The organism is Thiomicrorhabdus indica (genome assembly GCF_004293625.1).
Taxonomy (GTDB): Bacteria; Pseudomonadota; Gammaproteobacteria; order Thiomicrospirales; family Thiomicrospiraceae; genus Thiomicrorhabdus; species Thiomicrorhabdus indica.
In genome coordinates this window covers 184,764-202,061 of sequence record NZ_CP033040.1, presented here as the reverse complement: position 1 = coordinate 202,061, position 17,298 = coordinate 184,764, and the positions used below count along the sequence as shown (strand labels likewise).

General features: G+C 41.1%; 14 protein-coding genes. 4 read left to right on the top strand and 10 right to left on the bottom strand.

What is annotated here, in order from left to right:
• Positions 1 to 50: 50 nt before the first annotated feature.
• From D9T12_RS00795 to D9T12_RS00775, 5 genes are read right to left on the bottom strand one after another with little or no spacing between them, the layout of a single operon-like run.
• A complete protein-coding gene (locus tag D9T12_RS00795; protein WP_130536387.1) occupies positions 51 to 1,202 on the bottom strand; it encodes a VWA domain-containing protein in 1,152 nt (383 codons plus the stop codon).
• A complete protein-coding gene (locus D9T12_RS00790; RefSeq protein ID WP_130536386.1) occupies positions 1,199 to 2,392 on the bottom strand; it encodes a vWA domain-containing protein in 1,194 nt (397 codons plus the stop codon). The genes D9T12_RS00795 and D9T12_RS00790 overlap by 4 nt, the downstream gene beginning before the upstream one ends.
• A 22-nt stretch (positions 2,393 to 2,414) precedes the next feature.
• The gene (locus tag D9T12_RS00785) at positions 2,415 to 2,942 is read right to left on the bottom strand and encodes a hypothetical protein (protein ID WP_130536385.1); all 528 of its coding nucleotides are present in this window, start codon (positions 2,940 to 2,942) and stop codon (positions 2,415 to 2,417) included.
• A complete protein-coding gene (locus tag D9T12_RS00780) occupies positions 2,939 to 4,018 on the bottom strand; it encodes a DUF58 domain-containing protein (RefSeq protein ID WP_130536384.1) in 1,080 nt (359 codons plus the stop codon). Before D9T12_RS00780 ends, D9T12_RS00785 begins: the two co-directional genes overlap by 4 nt.
• The gene (locus D9T12_RS00775; RefSeq protein WP_130536383.1) at positions 4,002 to 4,976 is read right to left on the bottom strand and encodes an AAA family ATPase; all 975 of its coding nucleotides are present in this window, start codon (positions 4,974 to 4,976) and stop codon (positions 4,002 to 4,004) included. The genes D9T12_RS00780 and D9T12_RS00775 overlap by 17 nt, the downstream gene beginning before the upstream one ends.
• Before the next feature lie 275 nt (positions 4,977 to 5,251).
• On the opposite strand from D9T12_RS00775, the gene D9T12_RS00770 reads away from it, so the two are divergent.
• Complete coding sequence (locus tag D9T12_RS00770) at positions 5,252 to 6,601, top strand: OprD family outer membrane porin (RefSeq protein WP_130536382.1); 1,350 nt, start codon at positions 5,252 to 5,254, stop codon at positions 6,599 to 6,601.
• A gap of 427 nt (positions 6,602 to 7,028) precedes the next feature.
• On the opposite strand, the gene D9T12_RS00765 is transcribed toward D9T12_RS00770, so the two are convergent.
• From D9T12_RS00765 to D9T12_RS00750, 4 genes are all read right to left on the bottom strand, one after another.
• The gene (locus tag D9T12_RS00765; protein WP_130536381.1) at positions 7,029 to 10,055 is read right to left on the bottom strand and encodes an HD domain-containing phosphohydrolase; all 3,027 of its coding nucleotides are present in this window, start codon (positions 10,053 to 10,055) and stop codon (positions 7,029 to 7,031) included.
• A 362-nt stretch (positions 10,056 to 10,417) separates the two neighbouring features.
• Entirely contained in the window at positions 10,418 to 11,437 is a 1,020-nt protein-coding gene (cmoB, locus tag D9T12_RS00760; protein WP_130536380.1) for a tRNA 5-methoxyuridine(34)/uridine 5-oxyacetic acid(34) synthase CmoB, read from the bottom strand.
• 12 nt (positions 11,438 to 11,449) lie between these two features.
• The gene (gene cmoA / locus D9T12_RS00755) at positions 11,450 to 12,193 is read right to left on the bottom strand and encodes a carboxy-S-adenosyl-L-methionine synthase CmoA (protein WP_130536379.1); all 744 of its coding nucleotides are present in this window, start codon (positions 12,191 to 12,193) and stop codon (positions 11,450 to 11,452) included.
• A 21-nt stretch (positions 12,194 to 12,214) separates the two neighbouring features.
• Positions 12,215 to 13,084: a DNA/RNA non-specific endonuclease gene (locus D9T12_RS00750; RefSeq protein WP_130536378.1), complete on the bottom strand. Its 870-nt coding sequence runs from the start codon at positions 13,082 to 13,084 to the stop codon at positions 12,215 to 12,217.
• Positions 13,085 to 13,331: 247 nt separating this feature from the next.
• On the opposite strand from D9T12_RS00750, the gene D9T12_RS00745 reads away from it, so the two are divergent.
• The 3 genes from D9T12_RS00745 to D9T12_RS00735 all read left to right on the top strand — a co-directional run bounded on the left by D9T12_RS00745 (position 13,332) and on the right by D9T12_RS00735 (position 16,523).
• Positions 13,332 to 13,514, top strand: a complete 183-nt coding sequence (locus tag D9T12_RS00745; protein WP_130536377.1) for a hypothetical protein — start codon at positions 13,332 to 13,334, stop codon at positions 13,512 to 13,514.
• Positions 13,515 to 13,869: 355 nt separating this feature from the next.
• Positions 13,870 to 16,146, top strand: a complete 2,277-nt coding sequence (locus D9T12_RS00740; RefSeq protein WP_130536376.1) for a bifunctional diguanylate cyclase/phosphodiesterase — start codon at positions 13,870 to 13,872, stop codon at positions 16,144 to 16,146.
• Between the two features lie 188 nt (positions 16,147 to 16,334).
• A complete protein-coding gene (locus D9T12_RS00735; RefSeq protein ID WP_130536375.1) occupies positions 16,335 to 16,523 on the top strand; it encodes a hypothetical protein in 189 nt (62 codons plus the stop codon).
• 15 nt (positions 16,524 to 16,538) lie between these two features.
• Here D9T12_RS00735 and D9T12_RS00730 read toward each other — a convergent pair whose 3' ends face one another.
• Positions 16,539 to 17,048: a copper chaperone PCu(A)C gene (locus tag D9T12_RS00730; RefSeq protein ID WP_206199113.1), complete on the bottom strand. Its 510-nt coding sequence runs from the start codon at positions 17,046 to 17,048 to the stop codon at positions 16,539 to 16,541.
• Positions 17,049 to 17,298 lie beyond the last annotated feature (250 nt).

The window sequence follows — 17,298 nt, the reverse complement described above, 5'->3', positions numbered from 1 at the left end:
AACGGATTGACCAGTTAAAGAAAACGAAAAGCTTCTCCAAAGAGTGAAATTCATCGCAGTTGACCTCGTCTCTTACCTAGACTCCTAGCCTGTTTAACCCACCCTAAAATCGAACTAGAATAAAACGCCCAAATCAGGCTGAGCAAACCCACTTTTAAAAACACATCTGAATATGACACCCACTCTTGCTGCATTGACTTTTTTTCAACTGCATCTGGCTCAAATTTTGACAAGACCTTATCCAAAAAGAGCTGCGATGTATCTAAAGGGAAATAATCCCCTTTCAATTGCTGGCTCAGGCTTTGTAACAACTCACTTTCCAATGCAGAAGTCACTAACTGCTGATTACGCATCCACAGCTTTTCCGAAGATAAGGAAGTCTCTTGCTCTCGCAACACATTCGGATCGGGTAAAACACTAGGTTGTGAACCTCCAACCCCCAAAATCACGAGTGGCACGTTTGACATGGCTGAGCCCGACTCTTTAAACATAGCATCATAAAGCCTTAGCATTTGTTCATCGTTTTTGGGTAAAGGGGGCATCGCCGAGTTCATCGCTCGACCATCCGATAACACTAACATCGCCGGCGACTGTTGTGCGGTTTCTTGCAAATACTGCCAACCATACATAATCCCTAACTCAACACCGCTGCCACGAGTTGGCAACATATCCGGAGCAAGCAATTGAAGATAGTGTAAAAATAGCGCACGGTCGTGGCTTAAAGGTGCAACCAGGTGTGCCTGACCTGAAAAAACCGTTAACCCCAAACGGTCCGAAGGCTTACTACTAACTGCCATACTCTCAAGAAACTGCTTTGCTTGAGCGAAACGACTTGGGTAAACATCTTCAGCCGCCATAGAAGGCGATAAATCTAAAACCACCATAATGTCCGCTGCCTGAGTGGTCGAAGTTTGAGCTTCCCATACCAACTCTCTCGGCTCTGCTAATGCAATAACCACCGCCAGCCAAGCCAACCCTAAAGCTTTAAGCGGCGTAAATTTTACAAACCATTTTCGCCAAGCACTCAAAGCACCTTCATACTCCGATACCTCGAACGCCTGCCCGTTCACCCAAGGCCAAAGATGTGCATCTGCATAACTTTGCTGAACACGATTTTGACGCCATTTAAGAAACAACCAAATCAATACCGGCAAACTTAACAAAAGCAACCAAGCAGGTTCTCGCCATTCAATGCCGTTCATTTGCTTGCCTCCGGTTTGGAAGTAAAGAGCTCCCTAGTCGACTCTTGGCGCAACCGAAAAAATACAGAAAACACCATTATTAGAAAATAACTTAACAGGAGAACTAACAAGCTAATTATCAGCTGAGGTCTTAATGAGTCATATGTTTTGGAGAAATTGGTCACAGAGACAGGTACACCTTCCAATTGGTCAATTTCAGCAAAGACCTCTTGAAGTTCATTTGAGCCACCGACATGAAAATATCGACCACCGGTCTGTTCAGCAATTTTTTGCAAACTTTCCGACTCCAAGGTTTGATAAATCAATCCTTGGAATTGTCGTTTATCCGCTGAAATATCTTTTGCCCCAACACCCACTGTATAGATTGGAGTATTAAGCTGACGCGCCAAATTAATGGCCTCCTCAATTGCATAAGGGCTTTGTGCCGACAACCCATCACTGATTAAAACCAAGACGCGTTTTGTCTCAGAAGGATAAGCGGGAGATTTTTGGGGCCTGTTGTCAACATTCGTAGAACTTGAATTTTCGAAGTCGTTATCCACAGATAAAGAGCGTGTTGCTTGCAAAGCCAGCCCTAATGCTTCAACCATTGCTTCATCCGTTCGACCAGCTAAAAAAGGTTGTAAGCGTTGTAAACTAATTTGTGCCGCACTTGCGTCTGACGTCAACGGCAATAAGCTATAGGCATGTTCACCATAAATCACAACACCAAACCGGTTCCCTGATAATTGGCGAATAAAATCCTCCAACACCGATTTAACTGCTTCCATGCGAGAAACGGACTGTCCATTTTGCTGGTAATCCGGTAGCAAAAAACTGGCTGAACTTTCCAGTACAAACACTAAATCACGCTGTGTTGTTTGCGGCGCCTCTGAATGAAGTTTCACATTATTAACCGGTTCGGCCAAGATGATAATCAACAGTGCCAAAACCACCATTCTCAGACTGTTTTTAACCCACCACAAGGTTCTTTTCTGCCATGACTTTGGAGAATGTTCATCCAATTTTTGGGCATCCGACCGAAACTGCTCTAGCATCGAGTGTTTCACCTTAAGCGTTGAGCCTTTTCGTAAAGTGTTCCAGTCATCTCCAGACTCGTTTCGTGAAAGCAGCCAAATAAATGGTAAACACCACAATAACCATAACCAGCTCGGTGTAAGAAAAAGCTCTACGCCAAACACTGAAACCATTGACAACACCCACGCTTCCAACTTAAATCACCCTCTTTTCTACCGGCCGGTTAAAAACGTTTTTCCATGCATCTTTAAGCAATTCATCCAGTAATTCATTCATTGTTTCACGTGAAACCCGATTCTCAGACCGTCTAAAGTCTTGAAATGCGATGTTCTGCCACTGTTTAATCGTGTTTTGTGCCGAAGTGGAAATGAAATGCTGAGAAGCCTCCATTTTTTCAAATTCCTGCTGAAACTTATGGAGTTCAGCTGCGGTTTGCCAAAGCCATGCTTGAAATTCATCCAGTTGATTGATGTCTAGAGTTTGTAACTGCTTTTTCTGTTTTCTAAGCCAATTCATCCAAATCAATCCCTGTGAGCGCTTTGCGACAGCTCGAATTAACCAAAGCAGCAAGACAACAAAAACCAATACTCCAATGACGGACATCACATCAAATCCGAAAACCGGTTCCATAGGGGGAATAATATCCTTCAACGCTTGTGTTGGCTGCGCAACTGACTGCAATGCCTCGACGCTGCTTTCAGTATGTGGGTCGGATGAATTCATGACTTCAATCTCTGTAACAGCTCGCCAATTTTCTCATCGGTTCGCCATTCAATAACCTTAACACCGCACCCCTGCATAAACGATTTACGTTCGTCAAAGGTACGATTTGCCCAAACAGAATAGTTGAGTTGCTGCTGAGCATCCAATGACACAGGATTCTTTCCTTGTAAATTCACCAATTCTAAACCAGTATTTTGAGGAAGCTCCCGTTCAGCCACATCCTCAATCACAACCGCCATCACCTGAAACGTTTGCGCTAAAAAACTCAAATGGTTCAAAACTTTTGCAGCATGCTTATGCAATGCATGAAAATCACTGACAAAAACAAGCTTTGAACCGGCCGGTAAATCTTGAGGAATTGACTGCAACAAGGTGTTGAATGCATTCACCTCCGACTCGACAGAATCAGATAAGTGACTTTGAGAGGTATTTTGCAAACGCTTTTCTATATCTAATGACGCCTTTTTATTGCTCACAAACGCCATCGCTTGCTCAAATAAATTTCGCCCAGTCCAAACTGGAGAATAGGCAATTTCATTATTTTGAGCAGAAAAACGCATTAACCGAAGCTGTGATTGTCGCTTTTCCGACAAAAATGCAAAACTGCCAATCACTCTGCAAGCTTGCTGAACTTTTAAACGAGTTCGAGTACCAAAACGCATAGAAGCACTTTCATCAAGCACTAAGCACCAGTTTTCTAGTCGTTCTGGTTCAAACCATTTTGTAAACGCTTGTTGCTTTTTGGCCATTAAGCGCCAATCTAAAAAGCGAATGTCATCGCCAGATTGATAAGCTTGGCTTTCTGCATACTCAAACCCAGAACCAAGTGCTCGCGATGGGATATTCCCTTGCTGTTGAGCACTGCTAACCCCTAAACTTTGATGCCAAGGTTCATACAAGGCTTCAAGCTCTTCGCGAAGTTGGGAATGCTCTGAAGGATCCAACCAGTACTGAGAATTTATCACCGGCCGGTCAGATTCACGAGCCACAGACCAATTAAACGGTACCCATGGCCAGTTGGTTAATTTCAAAAAACGCAACATGGGAATCACAAGAGACTTATTTAGAATCAACATCAAGCGGAACCGCGATGGAATTGAGGATTACTTGAATGACTTTATCGGTTGTCCAGCCTTGTGATTTTCCTGAAAAACTCAGTAATAGACGATGTCTCAAGACATCCGGTAATAAGGCTTTCACATCATCTGGAGTGACAAAATCACGCCCTTGCAACCATGCATAAGCACACGAGGCATGCAACAAAGCAATTGACGCGCGTGGCGAAGCGCCTACCTGAAGCACACCGGATAGATTTTCATCAAGACTTTGCAGTTGACGGGTTGCAGCAATCAATTCAACAATATAGCCCTCCACTGGTGGCGACACATATTGCTCAGAGATTTTATGTCGAGCTTGCAATACCTTTTCTGGCGTCAGTTGTGTTAAAAAGCTAGGAGAGTCTTCACCAAAGTGACGCGCTCTATCTCGTCGTAAAATTTCTAATTCCTCAGTCACATTTGGATAGCCCAACACCACGTGCAACATGAATCGATCCATTTGGGCTTCAGGAAGTGGATAAGTTCCAGCCTGCTCAAGTGGGTTTTGCGTCGCCAAAACAAAGAACATTTCCGGTAACGGACGAGTTTCGCCTCCAACTGTCACTTGTTGCTCAGCCATTGCTTCCAGCAATGCCGACTGGACTTTTGGGGGAGCACGGTTGATTTCATCAGCTAAAATCATTTCATGAAAAATCGGCCCTGCGGAAAAACGTAGTTGGTGAGAGTCCATATCAAGCACTTCACTCCCAACTACATCGCTCGGCATTAAATCGGGAGTAAACTGGATACGCTGAAAAGTCGAATGCACACCGTTAGCCAATGCTTTAACTGCGGTCGTTTTTGCCAAACCTGGCGGTCCTTCCAGCAACACATGACCACCCGTTAACAAGGCAATCAAAAGACGATCAAGCAACTCTTCTTGTCCGACAATGACCGTTTGTAAATGCTTTTTTAAAGCTAAAAATTCAGACTGCATCTTGCGCTCCTATTTCTTTGTCCCTTATTCTCGCAATTCATTAGCGGCTTGTAATATCAAACCTCTTAATTCATCAATTAAATTTTGTTGAAATCCAATCCTCAGATCATTAAATTTTATAAATCAGGTATAAAAATTATCTATTAGAAAGTTTTGTCATAAACTATTAGTAATTTTTAATCTCCATAAAAATATTTCGTGTATGTTTCGATGAAATTTCACGTATTCTTTGATTGAAAGCTAAAAAACACTACTAAAAATAAGGATTTTCTTATATGAGAACTGTTCGCCCACTGATTGGTGCCATGGCACTGGCACTGATTTCACAAAATGCCTTGGCAAAAAATATTACTGTTGATGGAGAAAACAAAGGTGACTTAGATCTTATGGTCAAAGTGATGCACGTCGTTGATGGTAAAGAGAATCGCTTTGATCCAAATTACGGAACTTCAACGCTTTTAAAAATGAAATACACAACTCCTAGCTGGAATGGATTCAAATTTGGAGCAGGCTTTTACTCAGTAGGTGAAGCGATTGGAAGTAATGAGCCAAATACTGCTGATGGCGATAAAATCGCTGCCGGTATGTTTGCCAATAAGTATGATTCAATGGAGAGCATTCTTGGCGAAGCATTCCTAAAATATAAAGCTGGAAACTTTGATGCGTTTGCAGGGCGTATGCACTATAAAACGCCACTAACCGCCAGTGCGACCAGTACCCTTCCAAGTTTTCATACCGTTGCTGGACTCAATTACTCCCTGTCTCCGCAATGGAAAATGGGAATTTCCCAAATTACTCAAATGGCTTTAGGTGCTAGAACCGTTACCGAATTTGGCCTAATTGGTGAAGGCACTAATACAGCGGGGACTTCTGTAAAACCAATGATTGTTGGTGGAACAGCAGAACAAGCGACCTTCTTAGATATTGACGAAATGACAGCAGGGGGAGCTAATAACGATAACGGTATCAATACAATTCAGTTACATTACCAGCCCTCAAAAGCGACAAAAATTTCTGCTTGGAATTACTATGCAGACAATATCAGCAACTCTATATATCTAGAAGCCACTCAAGGTTACAAACTAGCGAATAAATCCAAGGTTAAAATCCTAGCTCAATACCTAAATCAAAAAGATGTTGGGGATTATGCAAATGAAATTGACTACAACCTTTTTGGTCTGAAAGCCGTTTATGCAACCAAAGGTTGGAAAGCCTATGCAGCAATGAATAAAAGCTCTGGGGATACGGCGATGCTGAATGCTTGGGGTGGTGATCCAGCCTATACAAGCTCGATGTTCTCTCGAAATTCCTATCGTGAAAACGTCACCTCTTTCAAAGTCGGTGGTATGTATAAGTTCACACCTAGCTGGATTGTTTCAGCAGGCTATGCCAATTACAGCAAGTCTGATACGAACGGTAAGCAAGCCGGTGTCGGCGTTTTAACACCAATGGACGACGCTTACGAAGTAGACGTGGTCTTAACTTGGAAAGCGACAAAATCGACAACGCTTAAGATCACCCATGCAACGCGTACTTCTGAATACGACGATTTTGTAACCGCTGGCGGACAAAAACTAGACCGCACTCAATCTCACACACGTCTTATCGGTGTTTGGAAGTTCTAAATTACTTCTCAAATCGATTTGTTTAAAAAAGCGCTTCGAGAGTTTCTCAAGCGCTTTTTTTACGTCATAATTGTGGCATTGCCACTAAATACTGTGGATAAAAACCATCATACACACAACTTACCCACACCTCACTTAAACAAAAAATCTTCTAACAATGACGCTTTTGCCAATTGAAAATGCCGTAGCGCAAACCAACCGAGTCTTGCTAGCATTTGGAGCGACTTTTCTAACCGGCTGGCTCAGTCAGTGATTTAATGACATTGATTTTAGACACAGCAGTCATTTTTGAACTAACCGGTCTAGCCGGCTTAACTCAACATATGCTTCGCCAAGCAGTCGAAGCAAAATAATCCCTATGGACTCCCTGAGAAAGGCGTCGTCTCAGATAAATAAAACCGGAATCCAGTCAAATTCAAGTCGGAGTCTAGTTCCGTAAATACTTATGGATATTGACCGAGTCAACCTGCGATGGATCGATAAATTCTTTTGCATAGACCATATAAACTCCAGAGCGCAAAAATAATTCAAACACATCTCTATCCAGTTTATTGTTTTCAACCATTTCATACAGAATATCCAAGGCTCTGGACAAATTATGCGTTCGCTTATAAGGCCGATCAGGTGCGGTTAATGCTTCAAAAATATCTGCTAAGGCCATAATGCGTTCTGGCATACCGAATTGCTCAGCCGTTAACTGCCGAGGATAACCACTGCCATCCAATTTTTCATGATGCGTTCCAGCATATTTAGGAATATTCTGATAATGCTGAGGAAGCGGAACCTGCTCTAATAGTTTTAGTGTCATCACGACATGTTCTTCCATTTTAAAGCGTTCCTCATGGGTCAGAGTCCCACGCACAATACTCAGGTTATATTTTTCACCCAGATTCAACTCATGTTTCGGAACAGTCATCGTAAAATCTTGCTGTTTGTAATAAACATGTTCTTTTGCAGGACGAATCATAATCTGTTCAGGGTAGTCTTGAAGTAAAGACTCGATATTCGAATTTTGTTTCGGCAGTTGCTCAAGCTGAAATTTAGATAACCCTAATGATTTATCGAAATGGCTGTGCCATTTAATCTCACCAATCATATCTAATTTCGCTAAATTCTCCTCAGTCACTCGCTCTTTTCCAATATTCAAGTCAGCAATCAACTGGTAATCATCCTGAAGGCGTTTTTGGGTTTCATTGAGTTGTTGCTTAAGTTGCTCCTGCAATTCTTGATTATCTGAACTTTTAGCCATCTGTTGATAATAATGAATTTCCGCATCGCGCCATAAAACTTCAAAACGCATACGAATTTCATGGATTCGATTATAGAAAGCGTCGAGTTTGGTACTTTTTTCCAAGATCGATTCCGGTGTAGTGATTTTACCGGCATCATGTAACCAAGCACCCAATTCAAAGGCCTGTTTTTCATCTTCAGACATTCCAAAGCTTTTAAAGTACCCTTCTTTCTGTTCAATGGCTGCATCCAAAATCATAATGCCTAACTTGGGTACTCGAGAACAATGTGAATAGGTGTGATGGGAACGCTTATCAATCGCCTCGGCAATCAATTTCACTAACCCTTGCAAAAAAGTTTCTTGGGTTTTTTCATACTGCTGGAAACTCTTAGAAACCGTCATCAAAGTGTCTGACAACTCAGCGAGCTCTTTGATATGCGTCTCCACTGGGGTCACCTTGTCAAACGCTCGATTGGCAATTAATTTGTTTCGCTTCATCAATTCGTTGATTGGTCGCACAATCAAAGCACTAGAAAAATGCGCTAACAAGAGAAGCGTCAGTAAGGAAATAATAATCGCCAGCAGCGAGAGATAAAACTCTTGGTAATAAGGCGCTAAAAGCGAAGACAGAGGAACCAAGGTTGCCAGATAAGCCGCTTCTTTATCATAATCCATGGCGCTGATTGCGGTTAAATAAACTTGCCCATCAATTTCTGTTTTATAAAAATGTGCATCACCATCAGAAGGCAGTTTATTCAGTAACTGGAAGAAAAGGTTTTCATAGGGCGAAATCTTCAACGCTTCCAAATTTTCGTCCAGATACCAAGACTGTTCAAGTCGTTTGAAAGAGCGCGGTTCAATCGAATTCATCGCACGATTCAAAATATCAATGAGCGGAGCATATTTAGGCTGAGCCATAAAATAAAGATGGTCCTGACGAGGGATAAAGGCATCTAGAGCCTGATTGACCTTAATATTCGTCAACTGGTATTTTTGGCGGTTTCGGGCAAAGGTTTCCGCATTATCAATCCAAGCATCAACCTCTCCCGCATCAACGGCTCGCATCATTGCTGGAAGATCGTCATACAGCTGGTAATTTAGGTTTGGAAATTTATTCAATAACAATTCAGTGCTTTGCCAGCTTCTTCCCAAAGCAAAACGGAGAGCGAGCAATTGCTCGGTCGTTTCAATCTTATTAATTGACTTATGGGTCATCAAAAAGTTATCAATCGAATAATAAGGATCACTGAAAACGCCTATCTTTTCACGCTCTTCAGAATGCAATAAAGAATGCATAAGATCGATTCTGCCATGCTTAAACTCTTCTAGAAATTCATCCCAACGATAATCATTCACAAACTGAATTTGCAACCCAATCCGCTCGGCAAGCGACTTAAGGAGCGCAATCGAAAAACCATTTTCATGACCGTTCTGGACAAAATCAAACGGCTCCCAATTTGCCTGGTTAGAAACCTTTAATAAAGGCAGGCTTTTTATATAGTCACTTTCTTGTTTGCTGAGCTTGAAATCCTCAAACTTAAGTAACGACGAATCTGGTGAAACATCCGTTTCAAAGTACTTTTCACCATAGCGGTTAAATAAAATAATCTGGCTATCTTTCGTCGGCTTTAAGTGTTTAAACAAATTTGTGAGATGCTCAATTGTGTAATCGATTGCAATCACACGAGTGTCATTCACCTTTTTAGAAAAAGTGATTCCAGGCGCTTTCAGGTGCCAAAACAGATAAGGTTTGGATTGGTAGATATCAGTAGATTTCATTGCATTTTGAAACCAAGGCCGCTGACTGGCTTTGTATTCAGTGGTGCTGAACTTTTCCGACAAAAGCCGCAACTGTGCATCGAAATATTGAAAGTGGTAATTATTTGTTTTACGTTTGATATCGACTTGAATAACTGTCCAAGCAGTACCTGTTGGTGCCTGTAATTGTTCCTCCAATCGGTCGCTGTGCGCCATATTTATCACTTCAAAAAATTCATTTTCCGAAGTTGCTAGATAAATTGCGTAGGCTTTTGGAAACTGCGTCAAACTTTCACTGAAAAGTTGCAGTAATTTAGAAGTGCTTAAATCACCTTTCAAATCTGGATGCTGTTGTAATAAATTTAAAATGGTTTGGTTTTGGCGATTCAGGTTCTCATTACGGAAGTCCACTCGATCAAAAAGCTCATAAAAGTTCTTTTCACTCGCATTGATGGTGGATTGCATATTGAAATAATACTGAACACCGAGTAACAGCAACGCACTAAAAAAAATCAATAAAATAAAATGCGTCAATATATTCAATCGGATCGAAATACGCTTTATAGAACCATGCTCGGATAGGAATAGCTATTCAATAATACCCACAAGCAAGTTCAAAACAAAGCGTTTTTAAGATGAATTTATTATCTCAATTTACTATTTCTTTCAATTAACAACCTTCAAATATTTCAATTAGTTAATTTAATGGGACCTATTACGCTACTTGGAAAATCAGAAGAAAATTGTCAAAAATAATAGTTACCGGCCGGTATCTATTCGTGAGGGTTGCAACGAAAACGCTCCGCTTTCGTTGAAATAAGTTGGAATCACTTCGGCTTGTCACACAACATAACGGCACGAAGTGGTGCTGGATAACCTTCAATGGTTTTATTGTGGTCGTCTGGATCCAGAAAGCTTTCCAATGAATTCCACTCCATCCACTCAGTCGAACGCTGCTCTTCAATCGAAGTCTGATTTAAATCGACACAACGAATATTTTTAAATCCGCAACGCGCTAGCCAAATCTCCAATTCGGAAACAGAGGGTAAAAACCAGACGTTTCTCATCTGAGCATAACGATCTTCCGGTACCAATAACTGACCAAAACTTTCTGGAACCACGAGTGTTTCCAAAACCAGTTGACCACCCGGTAATAATTGCGCTTTCAAATCGAGAATATGATCAATCGGTGAACGACGATGGTATAAAACGCCCATTGAAAAGACTGTATCGAAAGCGCCACCTTTTTGAGAGACGGGTAACTGTTCCAACGTCAAAGGCAAAAAATAAGCCGGTACTTGCTCACCAATAAAATGCTTTAACGCCAAAAACTGACTGTAAAACAGCAAACTTGGATCGACGCCAACCGCTAATTCAGGCGATTCTCCAGCCATTCGCCAAAGATGGTACCCACTGCCGCAACCAATATCCAAAACGCGTCTGCCTTGCAAAGAATTTAAGTGCGGACGAACACGATCCCATTTCCAATCAGAGTGCCATTCGGTATCAATCTCAATTTGATCAATTTTGAACGGCCCTTTTCGCCAAGGATGCAACGCTTTTAAGGCGTTGATCAAATTATTTTTTTCGATGTCTTGTAAAGACTTAGCATATTCGATGGTAATCGCTGAAGCATTTAAATCAATCAGGTCTTTTTCACCGGCCGGTAAAAATGTTTGAATTTCTTTTAAGGCTTTTATCCAACGTTCTAAATTTCCATTTCCCTCAGGGTCTAGAGCCTCATTGAGAATTTCAGGTAACTGGGTTTTCCACTCATCAAATCGTACGTCATCTAAAGCTGACCAAAACGAATCATAATGGGACTGTAAAACTGGATCGACGCTCATTCGTTACCTCAATTAAGATTTAATCGCTAGAAAGGAGGCAAAATTATAGGCTTGAAACCAAATCCCTGCCGAATCAAAACCTGCAGATTTTAAACGCTGCAAGTGCTCTTGTTCACTATCTGAAATCAGAACATTTTCTAAGGACGAACGCTTTTGGCTGATCTCTAACTCAGAATAGCCATTGGCACGCTTAAACTGCCAATGCATATGCTCAATGCTTTTTTGTAAAGCCTCATCATCAAAATGGATTTTCTCAGACAAAATCAAAACCCCACCTGGCACCAACCCCTCATAAATTCTTTTTAACAGAGCTTCTCTAGCTTGAGGGTCGATAAATTGCAAAGTGAAGTTAATTACTACCACCGAAGCATTCTTTATCTCGAACTCACATATATCCGCACAATGGAGTTCGACAGGCGTATCGTGATGGAACGCGTGTAAATACTCTTGAGCACGATTGATCATCGCCTGCGAGTTATCCAATGCGAAAATCGAACACCCAGAGATATCATCGGTTGCTCGAAGCATGGTCAAAGTCGCCGCACCCAAAGAGCAGCCTAAATCATATAAACGCGTATCAGGCTTTGCGTGTAATTTCGTCAGTTCACCAATGCCAGTCAGAATGGTTTGATAACCTGGTACGGAGCGCGAAATCATATCTGGAAAAACCGCCACAACCGATTCATCAAATTGGAAAGCGCCAACCGCTTCATGAGCTTGTGCATAAATGGTGTCTTTATTTGAAGGTAACTTCATGAAAACCCCTTTCAGTGACTTTTAATATCTTGAAGGCCGCGTAGCAACCGCTTGCAAACCCCACGCTTCCGGTGTCTTGCTCGACTCGAGTAACTGCTCAAACTCATCGTCCAACTCATGGAAGAAATCAATGCCGGTCTGTGCTTCGACCTCATCAATTGTGGTGACAAATTTCATTAGGCTAGTTCGAGGTTTGGCTGTCTGCTGGAAGATAAAAGCTAAAGCTCTTGCAGGCTGCTCTTTGGAACTTGGCTTAATCAAAATTTTAAAAAACGCATCTGGTACAGCGACACCTGAATTCAGACGTTCATGTTTGTCACCAAAAATAGGCCCCGTTACCACCCAAAACTCACCAAATTTTTGGGAAAAATCATTGGCAATCACCTCTTCCAAACGCTGCCAGGCTTTTTGGTTGAGCGAGCCTTTTTGCGGTGTGATGTTGGTCATTAAAAACGTATCCATTTGGGCTGTGCGCCCGTAACGCGTGGCAATCACGTAATTGGGTGCCATATGCCCTCTGTCATAACCTGAATTCGTATAGTCATCATGTGTGACTCTAGACCAAGAACGCCAGTCGGATTGAAAACGGCTTGGACGCTTTCCAGAATCATATTTCGGAAGCCCCACTTTATAGGTGACCCACAGAGGATTTTTTAACCCCTCCGAATATTCGAGCATAAACCCCTCTTTGCGCAAAATATGACTCACAACATTACCGGCCGGTGCTTTTTCCACTTTAGGAACACCCATATAAGCCATACTTGGACGTTGAGAATAGTCATAACCGTACCAAACCGCGACAATTAATGGCACAACTACCCAATATTTAGGGTTTCGAAACAACCATCGAAAAAGTGGGTAAACCAGTTGTCGAATAACACTCGCTCTCATGAAAACGTCTCAATCAATTTACATTAGCTGCGTATTATAATCGCAAACCAACACTAAATAAGGCTGCTTCCGAGAATCCACGAGAAATCACCATGCGACAAACATCTCTGCAATATCAATTGAGTAGCTGTAAATTCTTGATTGAAAACAACCTTTTTACACTTAGTGATTGATAACCCCTACAAAAGCCTCTCTAGGCTGAATCAGCTAATTGCTACAAATCACTACCTACTACGGAGAAGTTGCTATGAAATCATCAATCTTTGCATCAGTTTTAGCTACAGTTATGCTAAGCACACCTATTACAGCTTATGCATCCTCTTGGGATTTTGCAGATGACCCGAAACTGACAAAAGAACAAAAGCAACAGAAGTTTGAAGAGCGAAAAGCCGCGGTAATTGATCGAATGAAAAAGGTAAACAACAATTAATCGAACGAATTGACGCACGAATTCAATGTGCAAAAAATGCCGACACGCCAAAAAATATGCAAGCATGTCACCGGACATACTCAATCAATGCACAACAAGTCCAGAAAGAACACTTCCAAGACTAAGAGCATTGTTAGCAATTCATCATTAGGCACTGCTCAGATGAGACAAAAACCTCTCTTATTCTTATCTCAGAGGTCATATCAAAAAAATCTGAGTTCTTTTTTGCAAAAGAGTATTCCGTTTACCAAAAAGGTTCGGTACATTAGCTTAGTCAGACATCAAGACAACGACACGGATAGTTACGAGTATATGTCTGAACTAACTTTTCATAAAAGGTTTAGAAAAGAAAGCAATGTTTTTTAAGCGGAATCTCTGGGCAGCCTATTATTTAATCGTAGTCATTAGTCTATTAGCCCTAGGGCTACTAACCTATAGCAAACACGACTCACTTCATAAAGAGCAAAGTCTTTCAAATGCCTCCATCGCCCAACTGCTCTCCGCCGCCTTTAAATCTACCTTAAGCCAAAACGAACTACTTCTAGACATTCTCGGCAACAGTTTGCTAGAAAATCAACGTTACAAAAATATTGAACAAACACAAAAACTGCTCAAACAGATGCTAAAAGGAAAGCCGACTTTACTCGGTTTTGGGTTATTTTCTCCAGATGGAGATTTTATAACCACCAGTGATAACTTCGATACCTCTGTTAACTTCCCAAACCTCATGGAACAGGAAGAGTCTCGAAACTCATTTTTAAGAACTTTAACCTCCAATAAGATGGAGTTAGGAAGAACATATTATTTCCCCCCTTCTAAATCATGGGTCATTCCATTACGCAAAGCACTCCGAGATGGAAATGGCAAGGTCGTTGCAGTCATAACCACCGGCATAAAAATTGAAAATGGGAGTTTCTTGGGCAATAACAATTTTTCTAAAAATAGACAATTTGCGCTAATTAATGATATCAACCAGTATCGAATCTACACCGCAGGCAAAGATTCATTGGACTATTCACGTTTATATTCAGCTCCCCTTAAAAATGAAGTACTTAACGACTTTAATCAAATTCTAAAAGACAGCTATTCCACAAGCTTAAAAGAGATAAGAGACAACAATAAAAGTGTCACTATCAATTATCGTTATCCATCTGAACTCTTACAAGAAGTCAGTGATTCAGTCGCTGTTTATGACCCTCAACACCAAGTTTGGACCATTCTTTTGGAATCCTCTACGACGCTCAATAAAAAACTTTCTAATAGCGTTCTACAATATTTTTTGATGATATTGGTCACCAATTTAATCATTTTCTGGTTATTTAAAATAATCGCTGACTCAGAAAAAAACACCCGAAAACGTTTAATGTTCCAAGCAAACCATGACTCACTAACGGGGTTATTGAATCGCAACTTTCTCGAAAAAGAATATGAACAATCCTCTAACTTAATGTCATCAACCCTCTTATTCATCGACTTGGATAACTTCAAAGCCATCAATGATAATTTTGGTCACCAGATTGGCGACAAGCTCTTACAAATCGTTGCCGAAAGATTGTCGAATTTTGTAGAAAATAAAGAACGATTAATTCGCTTTGGGGGAGACGAGTTCTTGTTATTCGTTGATGAAACACACGATGAGAAAGAAAAAGCAGCAAACATCATTGCCGCACTCTCTAAGCACTACCTTATCGAAGGCAAAGAATTTATTTTAGGAGCTAGTATTGGTATTTCAGTGCCAATAGGTTCACAACAGTCTCTTGCTACTCGGCTATCACAAGCAGATTTGGCCATGTACGCTGCAAAAAACCGAAAAAACGTATTCGAATATTTTTCAGATGAACTGTATCAAAAAAGCCTTCGCAGAATGGCAGTGGAACAACAGCTCAGAACGGCACTACCTAACAATGAAATCTTTTTCGTCTATCAACCTCAAATGCTTGCAAACGGTTCAGTCCACGGTGTAGAAGCACTTGCAAGGTGGATGAATCCAACACTTGGTTTTGTTCCTCCCGATGAGTTCATACAAGTTGCTGAAGACATAGGAATGATGCCAGAACTTGGAAAAATGATTCTCCAAAACACCTTGTTAGAAGTTGAAAAACTTCAGCAAAAACTCTCTTTTGAATTCCAGTTAGGGATTAATATTTCTGTTAAACAACTCCTCGACCCTGAATTTTTATCTGACTTTAAAAACAACCTAGCTCACTGCCAGATTAACCCTAAACGCTTGACTCTTGAAGTAACTGAAACCGTTTTTATTGAAGAAATCGAAGTGTTGCTACCATTACTTGAAGAGTTAAAATCAACCGGCGTCTCCATTTCGTTAGATGACTTTGGCACAGGTTATTCTTCATTGAGCCTCCTAAGAAACCTGCCACTGAGTGAATTGAAAATTGACAAAAGCTTTGTCAATCACATTAACGAAGATGAAAAAGACCAAGGCTTAGCTGCTTCTATCATTAACATTGCTAAAAAAATCGACGCTAACCCACTTGCTGAAGGCGTGGAAACAGAGGAACAATTTAACTTGCTCAAGCAATTAGGCTGCGAAATATTCCAAGGGTATTACTTTTCAAAACCTTTGACTTTGCAAGATTTAGAAACCTTCCTTCAAAACAGGAAAGCCCAATAAATAAATCAGCTAGCACCTTAATGCACTTAAATAAGTAATTTTTACACTTATACCAAAATTTATGCTTGACATACTTTTAATAAGAGGAGGAATCTAAAAACCCTACTTTAAAAGGAGTATTTGTTATATCATTCCCCTTTGTCCGCTCTATATCCTTTGTCATCCCTCCTTTAGGCAAGTCACCACAAATGAACATAACCGTTACCGAAATTAACGGCGACTTATTTTTCGAACTGGACTTGGAATCAACTAAAAATGGTCAACCACTTGATATCCGTGGTCTCTATTTCAATCTAAACGAACGCCAAGACCCAAACCTATCAGATCCACTTTGGTGTGGTATGAGTGAATCGCCCGTTTTGGTTTTAGGCACATAAATCTCCATACCCTGTTCAATTGCCCGATTGCTCGGACTTCATTAGCTCATTTCCAATCAACATCGGACTCAAATTAGCTTGAACATCGTTATCCATCACAAGCACATTTAACTGGAGAAACCTTGCCGCCCACGCTTTTAGACTTTTAACTTGCTCGGCGCTAAGCCTAAGTTCGGCGGCGTTTTTGACTGCAATGCTAGTTAAGTTTGGAAAAGCTGGGTTAGCGTGCATCACCAGTTGCATTGGGTTGACATTGCGGCCATTGCCCATATTGCCACTTTTCATCCCCATTCCCATCGGCTCAATCAGTTTGGTTGAACCGTCACCAAAAGTGAGATCAACACGGTATTTTTCACCTTCTTTAATCGGCTCATTTAGGTTGATTAGCATCACGTGCAATCCGCCCGGCTGTAGAGCGGTGTCTTTACCGTCGGTGTTGTTAATGGTCATAAATGCGGCAGTGGCTGGTGCGCCGGGCGTTCTCATGCGCACATACGGATTTTCGACTTCAATAGATTCGGCCACGGTTGCTGCAAAAGCTGCCTGCCAACCTAATTAAACTGCATAACATTAGGGCGCTGAGAACAGATACTTTCATAAGACTCTCCCATGTTATGAAAAGTGGGTGAGAAACACCTTAAATCATAATCCATTAAGCAATACTTATCACGATAGATAAATTCTTTGTATACATAAAATCTGTTTGCGCGACAATTTGTCACATGTTCAAGCGCTATAGTCTGGCATAAAATCCTTGACTTAACACAAAAAGGAG